The sequence below is a fragment of the Methylobacterium segetis genome, assembly GCF_004348265.1.
Lineage (GTDB): Bacteria > Pseudomonadota > Alphaproteobacteria > Rhizobiales > Beijerinckiaceae > Methylobacterium > Methylobacterium segetis.
Genome location: NZ_SMNT01000062.1, coordinates 18,935 through 32,735, shown reverse-complemented (window position 1 = coordinate 32,735; position 13,801 = coordinate 18,935). Strand labels below are relative to the sequence as shown.

Genomic DNA, 13,801 nt, shown 5'->3' with positions numbered 1-13,801 from the left:
CGCCCTCAACCTCGACCTGACGGCGACCAAGAAGTTCGGCAAGTGGGAGATCGGTGCGATCGGCTACGGCACCACCGACCTCGCCAACAACTCGCGCTTCTCGCCCGTCGCCCTCGGCGGCGCGCGCGCTGGCTACTTCGCTCTCGGCGGCCTCATCGGCTACGACTTCGGACCCTTCACGGTCCAGGGTTACGCCGCCCGCCACATCGTGAACCGCGTCGCCGGCGCCGAGGCGACCGAGGGCTGGTTCCGCGTGATCGTGCCGCTCTACACCGCGGCCGTCGCCCCGGCTCCGGCCCCGGCTCCGCTGATCCGCAAGTACTGAGACATCACTCAGTATAATCTGCGCGATAAACGACGCGTCGGTCCCCGCGGACCGGCGCGTTTTTATTTTTTGAGTGTCATAATGCTGTTTGATTGCAAATGGGCCGCAAAACATCCGGAAGTCATCGCGCGCTGGATCAAGCTCATCTCGACTTCGTGAAGCGGCTGACGCCGATACTTGCGGAGCTTCGCGCTGGAGGAATTAATACCCCAACTGAAATTGCCTCTGTTTTAAATATTCGGGGTGAGCCTGCCCCAAACGGCAAAAACTGGTCGGCGCTGCAGGTTGTCCGAGTAGAAGCCCTGTTCTTAAAACAAAGCACGGCCCGCTTCCCTCCAAGCCTTGCTTATATAGATGGTAAGGACAAGCCGAAGAGATGAAGACTGCGCTCACCGTCTGTTACGGCCTGTTATGGCTTGAGCCAGTCGAGTGCGGCGGCAAGGCAGAGGACACCGGCGAAGCTGGTGGCGGTCTTCTCGTAGCGGGTGGCGACGGCGCGCCACTCCTTTAACCGCGCCCAGAGGCGCTCGATCCGGTTGCGGTTGGTGTAGATCCAATCCGGACAGGCGACAGGGGCCTCGTGCCGCTGCGGCGGGATCGCAGGCCGTGCGCCCATGCCCCAAATGTGCTCGCGGAAGCGATGGCTGGTGTAACCCCGGTCGGCCACCACCCACTTGGGCACGCCCGGCAGCTGATCGAGCAGCGGGATGGCTGAACCGCTCCAGGTTTTCCGGAGGCTGATTGGCTTGGGTCAGGCGGCCAAGGCTTGGACCTCGGCCTGAGCATAGTAGCGCGCGTCCGCCTCGGCAGGAGGCACGTTGCCGATGGGTTCGAGCAGCCGCCGGTTGTTGAACCAGTCGACCCACTCCAGGGTGGCAAACTCGACCGCCTCGAGGGTCCGCCACGGACTGCGCCGGTGGATCACCTCGGTCTTGAACAGGCCATTGATCGTCTCGGCCAAGGCATTGTCATACGAGTCGCCGACGCTGCCGACGGAGGGCTCGATGCTGGCCTCGGCGAGCCGCTCCGTGTAGCGCAGCGCGAGGTATTGCCCTCCGCGATCCGAATGATGCACGAGCCCGGCACCTCGGACAGGTCGACGCTCGTGCAGCGCCTGCTCCAGCTGTGCGACGGCTTCTGCCGTGGCGGCCACCTGCTCCTTCTAGCTCGCGGTGTAGATCGTCAGCCTCGCCGGTCTGCTGCGTGCGCCGAGCTGGGGAACAATAGGCAGCGGATGACCCAAACTGTGAACAATGCGCTCTGATCACGCACGGCCAGTAACGCGGTTCTCAACGCAGAGCTTCGATTCGATGGTCGCTGGCGTCAAAATCCAAGCCGGCAAACAGGCGTTACGCTGCGGTTTGAGGCAATCGGTCAGGCGGCGAGCAGAAAGGCACCTACCTGTTTGTCCTTGATCCTGAGATGGGATGGCAGCGCCTGCATGCTCAAGCTTCTCGTGTTCGCCGCTCGCCTCGCTGGACCGAGTGGCATCCTGCGGGCGCCTAGAACTTTCGGCAGGTGATATCTCAGCGCGAAAGAAATCGCTGTTCTCATTCACCACACCGTCGGCTTCGGGTTGCGCTCGTCGAAGCCCTTCTGGTGCCAGTAGGGATAGATCGGCGGCTCCTGGCTTGCTGCGTCCAAACGTGCCAACTGCTCAGGCGTGAGCGTCCAGCCAGTCGCGCCGAGGTTCTGCTTCAGCTGCTTTTCGGTGCGCGCACCGACCACGATGTTGCAGACTGTAGGGCGCGTCAGCAGCCAGTTCAGCGCCACCTGTGCCACGGTCTTGCCCGTCTCTTCTGCGACGGCAACGAGCTCGTCGAGCACGCCGAATAGGTAAGAGTCGGAGACCCGCGGCCCGCCTCTCGCTCCGCCCGCAGCGATACGACCCTGTTGCGCTGCTCGGTCGCGGCGGATCTCGCCGGTGAGCCGCCCCCAACCGAGCGGGCTCCACACCATCAGCCCGACCCCTTGGTCGAGCCCGAGTGGCATCAACTCCCACTCGTAGTGCCGGCCAATCAGCGAGTAGTAGCCCTGGTAGGCAACGTAGCGCGCGAGCCCATAGCGCTCGGAGGTCGCGAGCGCCTTCATGAGCTGCCAGCCCGAGAAATTCGAGGCGCCAATGTAGCCGATCTTGCCCGCGCGGGTGAGGTCGTCAAGCGCGCGCAGCGTCTCCTCGACGGGCGTCAGCGCGTCAAAGCCATGCATGAAATAGACGTCGATGTGATCGGTGCCGAGCCGTCTCAGGCTGGCTTCGCAGGCGCGGATCAGGTGATAGCGCGAGGAGCCGACGCCGTTGACATCCTCGCCACAGCGGAACGTTGCCTTGGTGGAGACCAGGGCGCGGTGCCGCCGACCCTTGAGCGCCTGGCCGAGGATCTCCTCCGCGACGCCCTGCGAGTACATGTCGGCAGTGTCGAAGAAGTTGGCGCCCGCCTCAAGACAGAGATCAACGAGGCGCTCCGCCTCAGCGGCATCCGTCCGCCCCCAGCGCTCGAAGAACTCGCCGATGCCGCCGAAGGTCGCCGTTCCAAGGCCGAGCACGGGCACTTTCAGCCCAGACCGCCCAAACTGCCGATGCTCCATGCAAGCCCCCGTCTGAGCGTTCCTATTTCTGCTCCTGAAGCGCCAACCTGCGACAGTTGAATTCGTGGCATGCTCAAGGGCGGCCAGTCTGTCGAGTCCCGATCTTAATACATTCTGGGATGTCTGCGTCGATCAGCGACACACGCGTTCTGCGACCTGGTGCAGGTGCGATGATCAGGACGCAGTACGGAGTGGACTCACGTTATCGGCCAACTCGCATAAGCCAACTAGCTCCTTCAGGCGGTTGGTGACGCGCTGCATCGGCTCGCGGAGGCGCTCAGGATCGCTGATGATGTAGCCTGCCGTGACGTCACGCCCGAGGCTGTGGTTGACCAGTGCCTTAAGGGCGTAGGCTGAGAGGTCGCAGCTCTCCGCAACCGTGATGAACGTGCGCCGCAGGCCGTGCACAGAAACCCAGATGCCGCATACGGCTGCCACCGCCTCGAGAGCCGCACGCGGCTCCTCTATGTGCCCTGAACGGCTGTTGGCCGGGAACACCCAAGGTCCTGCCAGCCCCAACGCGCGACGTGCGACGAGCAGATCCATGAGGTGATCGGACAGTGGCAGTTGCAGCGGGCGGCTGGCCTTGTTCTCGGTGATGGTGAGGAGCCGCGCTCGCAGATCAACCTGGTCCCACGTCAGGCAGGCCGCCTCATTCCGCCGGAGCCCGGTGAACAGCAGGAGCTTCAGGTAGTCGCGCTGCACCGGGTTGGGCAGATCGTGGACGGCATGATACCAGACGGGCAGCTCATGCGCCCGCACGAGATCTGTCCGCCGCTCCTCTTTGAACCATGCCTTCGTCGCCGACAGCCGGCCGACTGGGTTGCTGCCGATCTCCGGGTTGACTGCAAGAGCATGGTTGAACACTAGGCGCAGCACGCGCATCGCGCCATTGGCTGAACTGGAACCCGCAGCGGAGACAAGGCTGGTTCCTGCGACGGCGCTGCCCATTTGTCGCTGGCGGCCCTTGGGAGCTGCTCGCTGCGAAATCTGTGACGCGATCAGGGTGTGACGGGCTGCGACCATCTCGCGGGTGATCGAGCGCAGTGGCCGATCCTTCCAGTCTGTCAGGTACCGGTCCACGTTCGCGCGGTAGTCGCGCACGGTGCTTGGCTTCAGTACCTTGCGTGCCGTGAGGTAGCTCTCAAGCGCCTCGCTCAGTGTGATTGCATTCGCCTGTGCCCGGCGCCTCTCTTCCTTCGGATCAATCCCGCCTGCGAGCTGAGCCAGGAGGCCGATGGCTCTGCGGCGCGCCTCTTCCAAGCTGAGGATGTTGGTGCGTCCGACGGTGATGCGTCTCGTCCTGCCATTCACGTCGCGCTGGACCACATAGCTCTTGGCCTGGGTATTCCCGGAGATGAGCACGCCGAAGCCCTTGAGCTCAGCGTCGAAGAGGAGGCGCTGACGACCGCTCGGATCGGGAGCGGGCAGGCGGTCGATCGAGGTGCGGGTCAACTTAAGGGCGTTCTTGTTCACCATTTGTTCGAACCCAGGCTCCAGCGGAATAAGGTTTTCTGCAGGTTCGCTCGGACCCGTTCGGATCCGATCGCAAGGCCAAGGTTAGCGGGCGACGCGGATAAAAGCGAGTATTTTCCGTTGCTTGGCAGAGAACTGGACCCCCCGGTAGGCGATCTTACCCGCTGCCTGCGAGAACTCTTAATCAGCGGGTCCTAGGTTCGAACCCTAGTGCGCCCACCATTCTTCTCAACGACTTAGATGGTCTCGCCTCGGCCGTAGGCTCAAGTGCCGGGCGGCTGGGTCTCGGTTGGGTCCCATTTCCGTCGAGAGCCTCTTCTTCAAAGCAACTCCCTATCCCGAAATTGGCCGCGGGCTTGTCGTTCCTTTCGTTGGTCTGCGACGATCGACCCGGACCTCTGCTGGCTGCTTTCGTTCCTCTTTGAGGGAATACCTCACGTCGGCTTGGTGGTAGACATAACGGCCCATTCCTTCACTGCATCCGTAACTTTTTCGCAGCACAGCATCTGCTAGGCTCCTTTGAGGGCTCTTGCAGTCCGCTGCGCAAGGTTGATCCTTGCCTCTACCCTTCTCAGTGACAGCGCCAACAGCAGGAAGTCTTAGAAGCTCCACTCCTTCACACTCTCTACGTCCAGAGGCATCCCGGTACCCTGGGCACAGCAAGCTTGAGCGGGTTGAGACCTGGGGCTAGATGTACGGTCCAGCCGTCAAGGAGGGCGCTTTTCAGCAATTTTTCGTTGCGCTGCTGTCAAAAGGCCTGGGTAACCCCTCCGTCATGTGGCGAAGGTGGGCACAATCTTCTGAGTTTGTGGCCGCCGGCATCCCCGCAAGCATGTAAAGCCAAGGTCGGCTGCCTAATCTCAAATCAACTTTGGGAGGCGAGTTGGCAGTCTCTCCCTGGCAAAGGCCTATGGCTCGCCTCGGGAAGGTCGACGAACTGGCCCTCGTGATCAGGCACTCTGCTCAGGCGTCGCACCGTCCGCTGTGCGGGTTCGAAAGCGGCAGGCCTCACGACTGACAGGCACATCCCGAATGCCGCCATCCTCGCAGGGTGGAGGAAGGGAACGAAACCTCTCCCCAATCCTCCCCGCAGGAGAAGGGCCTTAGCCGGTGTTTCCGCTCTTGGCGGGCGGCTCTGTTCCACAGTTTGTCCTGAACTGCCGCCCGCACTCTGCCTTTGGATTCTTGTCTGCCTTCCGGTTCAAACCTCGGAGCATGCTGAACGAGAGACTGCTGCCTACACCTCGCCGGAGCGGGTTGCTGTGACAGTTGGATAAACCTCCCTGCCAACCTCCCTGGCAGAAATTAAGATGTTCCTGGTCAGCCCCTCGGGAATTTGCAGAAATTCCATAGATTACCCAGGTTTGTCGGGCGGGTCGCATGGAGCCGATCGGCGCCGTCCGAAGGTGCGGCCGCGCAATCCGTTCCTTCCCAGTCCCGCCGCTGGCGGCTGGTTCCGTCGAACCTCTCTGCCAACTCACCTGCCTGGATTCGCCGCATGCGCGGTACTCCCACACCACACCTCCACAATCAGCTCGCTGCAACGACGGTTCATCGCTCGGCTTCGCATCGCCCGCCTCGTCGGTACAAATGCGACCGGCACGGCGCCGATGCCTTCCCGGAAGCGAGCCGGACCACGCCTTCCGGCGTGCCACATCGTGCTCCTCGGCCACGCCGCACTGTGGATCGGCGCCGCCCCGGCCGCGGGACAGCCGGAAGCGCAAACGGGAAGCGGTGCAGAGCACGTCGGCAACTCGTCTCCGCTCGGACAATCGGAGATGGCCCGCAGTCCCCGGATACAACATCTGACCGGCGCCGGCGAGGTTCACTCGCCGTCGCCCATCAGGCGGATCGGCTCCGCTGCATCGACTGGCTGGTGCGCGGAAACGCCTGAGATTTTCGCGGTCCGGTCGCGCAGAATCGGGCGAGGACGCAGGGAGCCCGGAAGTCTTGGCGGCGCAAGTCCGAACAGAGCCGGCGGCAATTCCGGCCCACCGTTCATGCTGGTCCGGCAGCGCGGCGCAGATGAAGCTTGCGCACCGCTGCCCCGCAGGCCGACGCTCCCGGCTCTTCCCGCAGCGCGTGAGGCAGCCCCGAGGCTCAGCGGCGTCCGCCGCGCAGGGAGGCCAGGAGTTCGTGAGATTGGTCGAGTTCGGACGCCGGAGCCGGAGATCGACTGCCGGCACTCGCCCAGATTCGTCGGTCGGGTTTGGCCAAGGGATGGACCCGCTCCAGTAGCGTGCGGAGATGCCGCTCGGGCGGCGGCTTCCCATCGCCGCCGAACTCCGAGCGGCTGTAGCCAAGGAGCGCCTCCTCCGCACCATCCTCGGCGCCTGCAGAACCGACCCATTGTTCGAACGACGACCGGAGAAGGCCCGTCAACCTCTCACCGGGGCGGCAGATTCCGAGCGTCAGAGCCCTCCGATCCAAGTGGTTGAGGGACTTCGGGCCGAGGCGCGTCCCCGCCTTCGTGATCAGCAACGGAGATGCAAGATCGCGGGCGCCCGGATGGCGGCCGAGATAGCGGCCGACGACGATCCTGGCCGTCTCCAGGACCGGGATCTCGCGGCTGCGCCAATGGCCGCCCATTGCCGCCGAGGGCGGGATCGATAGAACGCTCCGCCCCCCCGGTCGCCAATTGCCGACGTTGAGCAGCGACAGTTCGCGGGGGGACGCGCCGCAGAGACTCGAAAGCGCGACGATTGCCGCGTTCCGGTACGGCACCCATTCCGAGACGGTCCGGCGGTTGCGCCAAGTCTCAGCATTCAGCAGAGCGATCAGCTGGTCACGTTCGATCGTGCCTCTGGCTGCAAACCTCGATGCCCTGCCGGAGAATTCCAGACGGTGGATGTCAATCGACATCGTCGTCCTCATCTGGAGCCGCGGGTATCATTTCCTTGAGGTCGTTGATGCAGTCGACAACGGCTATGTGTCCATTGATGGCACGGCTGCCGTAATATCTAGCGAGCGTTTCCACAGTGCATCCTAAGAAGTCGGCGACGCTTATTTCGGACGCGCCACTATCGAGAAGCCAATGGGCAATCGTATGCCTCAGATTGTGCGCCGTGATGTTTCCCTCGATTGCCTTGTTTAGCCTATGATTTAGCCCTGCGCGATGGACCAAGGCTTCGAATTGCTTGAACAATCCCACCTGGTAGCGCCGACCCCTGCGCGTATGTATGATGAAGTCGATCTTCGCCGCACTGTCGGCCCGGTGCCATCGTCTGAGGTGAGCCCGCAGCATTCTCGGCAGTAGTACGGGACTCCGCCTCTTCGTGGTCTCCCTCGCACCTGTGCCTTTCCGGTGCAGAATCCCGCGCTTCAGATCGGGCGAACCGTCCGTTGCATGCCTATTCCAGCGCAGGCGCCTCAACGCGGCGTGCCGCGTGCCCGTGCCGACGCCGATCAGGACGAAACGCGCGAGCGCGGGTGACCTAGGCACCAGGTCCAATCGGCCGAAGATCCTGAGACCACTCGCATCATCGGCTATCGTCTCACGACGCCAGCCATTCCGTTCGTAGTCCCAGACGCGTCCGCGGCAGGCACAGAGGAGCTGTGCAACCTGCTTGCGCGTGAGACCGATCCGCAGGTCTTTCTCTTCCGCCCGCAGGGGCATGACGACCGGCTCGGGAATGTGATGATGTTGCGCCGCAACGCGGAAGACGCGGCGCAACTCGCGGAGATCCTTCACAGCTTCGTTGGGGGACACGCGCCTGAGCGCGTCCGGAGCGACCTCGGACGATTGGGTGGCGATCTGCTGGCTGGTGCGCCAAGCGATATAGGCGTTTCCCGAAGCGATGCCGAACTCGCCGAGCTTCGTTTCACCGAAAAATTCGATCAGTTTCTTGGTGCGGCGGAGACGAGACTGAAGATATTCCCGCTGTTTGGGAGGCGTAGCCTTGGTCGGCTCGATCGCGGTGGCATGATCGCGCAGGAGCGCCTCGATCTTGATGCGGCGCCAATCGTCGTCCGCCTGGCACTTGATCGAGCGGGATAGAAGAAACTCTAGGAACTTGCGCTCCGCCTTCTCGTCGTCCTTTCCAACGACGCAGCGCGTGGAGATCTCCTTCTGTCCATCGTGCCGAATCTTCCAGAACCGCTTTTTCCCGCGCCGCCTGCCTTTCACCAAGCGGGGCGGCTTCCTCTCAGGTCCGGGAGCGGGGCGCAGGAAGGCCCCGATGGCATGAATGCTCATGGCGCAACTCCTCGTCAGGCGAGGGGATCAAAATTGCTGCAGGCCGGGGCTGGACCCTGCGTGCCGTCTTCGCCGCCGTCGTTCTCGCAGTCAGTCCCGGCCGGACGGCCCCTGGGCGCAGCCCAGTGGCTGTACCGCGCAACGAGCTCTCGAATCGGTGGCTATCGTCTCGTCGCGAATCGCCGTCCCGCACGCGAGTGGACAGAAGGCTTCTTCGGACGTCGATTGACGGCCGCCTCATCGTGTGGCCGGCATCCTTGCTCATCCGCCACTTGGAATCGCCTGACCTCAGCCAGAACAGCCTCGTGGTCGTCGTCCAGACCCTGGCTGCCGGAGGTTGATGCACGCGGCGCTCCGGAGCTTGAAACCTCGCCAAGCTGCACTCTGCGCTCGAATGTCATCATCTCCCTGACGGCCCGGGGACAGGTGAACATCTTGCCGGCCACGATCGCCACGGCGAGTTGCCCATCGCGCACCGCGGTCCGGAGCGACTTCGTCGTCAGGGGGCCCTGTGGCCAGAACAGACATGCTGCCTCCTGCAATGTGATCGGATCCTCGGGATCCCAATCCGCCGGGTGCGGCCGGCTCGAGAGCCTGCTAGGTACGATATCCTTCCCGTGCGCCACCGTCGTCGCTCCCTTTTTGTCGCGTTCTGCCCGCGATGTCCATGGCCGGCGCGTCTCCAGTACGCCGCCAACATACTGAAAGGACGAGAGTTTTTGCCGTTTTGCGGAAGCAATGAGCGCGCCCCAGCGGTCGACCCGCGAGGTATGACTACTCTACTAGTATAGGACTAAATGCAAAATCTGCTCCTTCGCGGATCATACGTCGGAAGGGATTTTGGGCCGGCTGTCCCACGAAATGCGCCAGTAGTCGCTTAGCCTCAGGCGACTATGTGCAAGTCCTCTGCGCGCTCCGTTCCTTCCTCGCTGCCCGCGGAGGCACCCCGCGAACCGCCGACCCGGCAGTCCGTTGTCCGATATCGTACCCCAATGGCGGGCTTTCGCCGCGGCAGATGCACGGAGGTCTACGTGTCGTCGAGCAGCATCCAGGCGAGTCTCGCCGAGAGGGATGCGCCACCCGTGACGAAGGACGTGGCATCGCCGACCGACTTGAAGGTGATGAAGGATTTCACCCGCACCAATCTCCCGTCGCCGACGTCCTCCAACAATCCGTCGACCGCTAATCGGCTCCGCTGCACGATCAACCAGCGCGGACTCGGTTGAACCGCTCCGATGATCGTCGAACCAGGATGGAGAATGGTCGATCCTCCGCCAATGGAGGCGATGGCGTTGGCGCCACGGTATCGAAGCTCGTGTTTGGTCCAGGTCGGGGCTGCTTGGTCGACGCCTCGCGGTGGCGAGGGAGTGCGCGCACCGATCGGAACGACCACAGGCTCGACGGTCGAGACGAGACCCGGAATGGCGAGGCAGAGCAGCGGGCGCAGGTCGCACATGATCTCGTCGGCCGCGACTCGGTCGAACTCCGAGCCGGAATGCCGTTCCGCGTCGTGCCTGTTCGCGATGTCTACGCAGCCGTGGTGACGGATCTCGTCGATCAGTCTGCGCTGCATGATCAGGCGGATCGTCTCGCACATCACACGCGGCCCTGTCACGGCGACCACATCCCACACGAAGTCGAGCCTCGGGTCGGTCGAGTGGGCGGTCAGGCGCTCCTGGAGCAGACCGCCTTCACCGATCAGAGCACGGGGCCGGCTCGAGGCGCGTTCTCCCATGCCGACAAGGATGTAGAGCCCCGGCCCGAGGAGGGCTGGCTGAAGCAGAAGTTCATCGATGGTCCACATCGGACATTGGTGCAGCGTGATGGCGCCGGATGTGAACTCGATGCGGAGAAGGCCGTCGTCCCGGGTACCGGAGAGCAGGCCGCGGAAGGATCGGGGCGTTCCGCATCGCCGCATCGCTCGCATACCTGCTGGTGGAAGGCCGCAGTTCATGGAAATGCTCCCGTGTTCGATCCAAAAGTCATGCTGCGTGCTCATCCGAGCCTCCGTCGGCGCGGTCAGCGTGTGGTGCTTCGTGCCCGCGACAGGCCGCTCACCGTGAACATCCGGAGCGCCGCGCTTGATGACCCGGCTATTATCGATCCTGGCTCCCGGGAGCCGCGCGTTCGTCCGCACAGGCGCTTCTGGCGTCGTGCTGCTGCGACGCGACGGTGTCGCTCCCGAACCGATCCCTGCGGAAGCCGTCCGCACCCTCAGCTGCCGGGCGAAGCATTTCCGACACTTCCGCCCCCGTAAGCGCTCGCCGTTCAATCAGGGCGTTCGCCATCTCGTCGATTTGTTCGCGGCGGTCGACGAGAATTCTGGTCGCTCTGTCCAACGCTAGGCGCAATTCACGCTCGACGACGCGGACACTCCGGGTGGAGCTCTTCGCGACCGCAACGCCGAGCCTGCTTCCCATGCCCCATCGATGGTGCATGTCGTCGGCGAGTGCCGTCGCCGCCGCGAGATCGGCGGCGGCGCCCGTCGAGGGCGCACCCAGCACGAGGGTTTCCGCCGCTCTTCCGCCGAGAAGCGCCGTGAGAACGTCTGCGATGCCCTCGCGGGTGGCTGCGTCTAGAGATCTGCAGACTGTGAAGCCAGTACCGCTCGGATCCGGTGACCGGAGAACCACGTCGTCGATCTGCATCCCGAGGGTCTGCGCGACAATGGCGTGCCCGCTCTCGTGAATGGCGATGCGGCGTTCGACGGCCGCGGAAATCGCCGGACTGGATGCCCGAATCTCGTGTAGAAGATCTTCGAGCGTGAGACCGCGTCCGGCGCGCCTTGCCCGGCTCCGGGCCGATCTGATCCAGGCTGCGCAATCGGCACCCGTAGCACCGGTGGCCGACCGTGCAGCCTTCTCAAGGCTCTCGCCGCCCAACTCGCCGCCAAGGTAGTGGCGCAGGATCGCCTCGAGATCCTGTAGGGATGGCAGCGGAATGAAGATGCGGCGATCGAACCGGCCGGAACGCGTGATGGCCGGATCGATGCCGTCCGGATTGTTGGTGGTCCCGACCACGAGAACGCCCGGTCGGCCTTCGGCACCGTCAAGACATTCTAGGAGGCCGTTGACGACCTGTATGGAGTAGTCCCGGTAGCGATGGGCGAACCCGCGACGATCGCCGAACGAGTCGAGTTCGTCGATCAGCGCGACACAGGGAGCCATTCTTCGCGCATCGTCGAAGAACTGGCGCATGGCTTTGAGCGTCGTGCCGAGGTGGGCCTCGCCGGTCGATTGCCATTGCGCAAGCGAACCTGCGAGGAATGCCGCGCCTGCTTGACGGGCGAGCGCTCTGCCGAAAACCGACTTCCCGGTACCGGGCAATCCGATCAACAAGGCGCCGCGCTGGCAGGAGGCCCAGGCCAACTCGCCTCGGGCGAAGGACGCCAGATCTGCGGCCGCGGCGAGGCCCCATTCGGCGGCTGGGCCGTAGCCAGGGAGATCCTCCAAGGCCGGACCGTCCTCGCTCCTTCCGGACGCACGACGGTACGCAATCAGATCCGCAAGGCGCCGAGCCGAGCCGTCCGCTCCCCGGCAGCGATGGACTGCGATGCGGAGATCGCGCGGCCCGACTGCCGTAGCGAGTTCTGCCGGAAATTTCCGCGAAGGACCGATTCCCACTACGTGCCGGATCACGAGTTCGACTGTGTCTTGATCGAAACCACCTGCGACGAGCGTCGCCTCGCAAGCCTGCAGAAGGTCCTCCGGCAGGTTCCTACCCGCGGCGGCTTTGATGCCGATCAGCGGGCGATGGTCTCGGAAGGCCGATGTCGCCCGTGCGTCGCCGTCCAGGGCATAACGGCCGGCGCCGCTGCCCCGCTCCGCAATCACAACGGCGTGGCACCCGTTCGAGGCGTCGCCGGAGTGTTCGGCATCGACCCGCGAACGACCGCGCCCGTGTCTCCCCGAGGTACCGAAGCAGGCGGCGGCGGCTCTCGTCATCGGCTCGATCCAGTCGGAACTCGGGACCTCCACCACGACCACGGGTGCAGCCCTCAGGATCCGGCCGAGTAGATCCGGAACCGTGGCGAGCGCATCGCCGAGGAGAACTGTGGCCCCGACGACTTCAGGGCCCAGGAATGCCGTGCCTTCCGCCGCTTCCGCGAAGGCTCCCACGACGAGGCGACTGTCGAGCGAGCCCGAGCTTGGACGGCGGGTGTCGGGAACGGGCCGCGGTTCGAGCAGATGCAGCAGCCGGGCGATGGTTGCGAGACGGGCTTTGCCGATCGGACCTTCCGCCGCGGTGCTTATGGCACGCTGCTCCGGCACTTTTCGGTCGCTCCGGGTCATGGCACCGGCTCGTGGGCAGGGGGAGGGAAATCGACGAGACCTGGCAGCGAGAGTTCGATCAGCATCAGCAGGTCGAGCACGATGCGCGACGGAGTTGCCGCCTCGGCGGAACGGCTGCGCCCCATCGGCTCGAGCAGTCCGGTGTTTCCTGCGTTCCGGACGGCAGTCGCGAGAGCGGCGAGCGCACTGGATCGTCCCGGCCCCCGAGAGGGCAGTCCACCGAGCACCAGAAGCTGCTGCGCGGTCTGCCGGCCTGCCGCGGATGACACGCGCTCAAGGCCGCTTCGCCAATCGCCGAGCCTGAGAATGCGGACGACGGTCCGTCGCTTCGCATCGCATCCGACCAGCAGGCAAACCGCTCGTCCGTGGCTTGGGCACACCTCCAAGAGACGGTCAAGGCACGTCGCCGGCGCGAAGCCGACCCAGGCCTCTCCGTTCCGGAGGCGGAATGCGAACCGATCGAACGGGCTGCCGGAGAGCGTCAGCTCAAGGCGGCGGCAGCGGCCGTTGGGATCCGAAATCTGCAAGTGCTTCGGAATCGGCCTTTGCCCTACTTCGCGGGCATGTTGAAGGGCGAGCCTCGCGGCGGTTGCCGGCGTGAGAGTTCCGTTCAGCGCAAGAGCGGTCAGGCGGCCGATCGTTTCGTCGTGGACGCCTGAGAGTTCGTCCAACCTGACCGCTACCGATCTGCTCGTCGGAGAGTCTCCGCACGAACGCCCGAGCGCGCTCGCCAATTTGCCGGCGATCCATCGCGCGCTCTTGTGTTCACACGCGGAGGCAACCACAGGGAGCCCGGTTTCGAAGTCGATCACGATCCCACCGTCGGGCATCGACATCCTCCTGTCGAAGATCGGCCGAAGGTGCCGCTTCGGACCGCACCGGCCGAAGGGACGATCCGGATGACCTGGAGCGCTTGATTTCGCCGCT

The 13,801-nt window shown here is 64.2% G+C and carries 9 protein-coding genes and 2 pseudogenes; 2 read left to right on the top strand and 9 right to left on the bottom strand.

Annotation, left to right across the window (positions count from 1 at the left end):
- Positions 1–325: transporter (locus E1J50_RS16555; protein ID WP_165937887.1), on the top strand; the 325-nt coding region annotated here is incomplete at its 5' end.
- Between the two features lie 98 nt (positions 326–423).
- Positions 424–705, top strand: a complete 282-nt coding sequence (locus E1J50_RS16550) for a hypothetical protein (protein WP_132254944.1) — start codon at positions 424–426, stop codon at positions 703–705.
- Positions 706–734: 29 nt separating this feature from the next.
- Here the strand turns inward: E1J50_RS16550 and E1J50_RS16545 are convergent.
- From E1J50_RS16545 to E1J50_RS16505, 9 genes and pseudogenes are all read right to left on the bottom strand, one after another.
- Positions 735–1,037 (bottom strand): annotated as a pseudogene (locus tag E1J50_RS16545) (transposase); the annotation flags it as partial.
- A gap of 39 nt (positions 1,038–1,076) precedes the next feature.
- Positions 1,077–1,448, bottom strand: a pseudogene (locus E1J50_RS16540) (integrase core domain-containing protein); the annotation flags it as partial.
- Positions 1,449–1,879: 431 nt separating this feature from the next.
- On the bottom strand, positions 1,880–2,911 hold the full coding sequence (locus E1J50_RS16535; RefSeq protein WP_132254943.1) for an aldo/keto reductase: 1,032 nt from the start codon (positions 2,909–2,911) through the stop codon (positions 1,880–1,882).
- 174 nt (positions 2,912–3,085) lie between these two features.
- On the bottom strand, positions 3,086–4,390 hold the full coding sequence (locus E1J50_RS16530; protein WP_132254942.1) for a tyrosine-type recombinase/integrase: 1,305 nt from the start codon (positions 4,388–4,390) through the stop codon (positions 3,086–3,088).
- Positions 4,391–6,487: 2,097 nt separating this feature from the next.
- A complete protein-coding gene (locus E1J50_RS16525; RefSeq protein WP_132254941.1) occupies positions 6,488–7,249 on the bottom strand; it encodes a hypothetical protein in 762 nt (253 codons plus the stop codon).
- On the bottom strand, positions 7,239–8,582 hold the full coding sequence (locus E1J50_RS16520) for a tyrosine-type recombinase/integrase (protein WP_132254940.1): 1,344 nt from the start codon (positions 8,580–8,582) through the stop codon (positions 7,239–7,241). Before E1J50_RS16520 ends, E1J50_RS16525 begins: the two co-directional genes overlap by 11 nt.
- Before the next feature lie 1,027 nt (positions 8,583–9,609).
- Positions 9,610–10,581 carry a hypothetical protein gene (locus E1J50_RS16515; protein ID WP_132254939.1) on the bottom strand — a complete coding sequence of 324 codons (972 nt, stop codon included), beginning with the start codon at positions 10,579–10,581 and terminating at the stop codon, positions 9,610–9,612.
- Positions 10,582–10,678: 97 nt separating this feature from the next.
- On the bottom strand, positions 10,679–12,874 hold the full coding sequence (locus tag E1J50_RS16510) for an AAA family ATPase (RefSeq protein ID WP_132254938.1): 2,196 nt from the start codon (positions 12,872–12,874) through the stop codon (positions 10,679–10,681).
- Entirely contained in the window at positions 12,871–13,704 is an 834-nt protein-coding gene (locus E1J50_RS16505) for a hypothetical protein (protein ID WP_132254937.1), read from the bottom strand. The genes E1J50_RS16510 and E1J50_RS16505 overlap by 4 nt, the downstream gene beginning before the upstream one ends.
- Positions 13,705–13,801 lie beyond the last annotated feature (97 nt).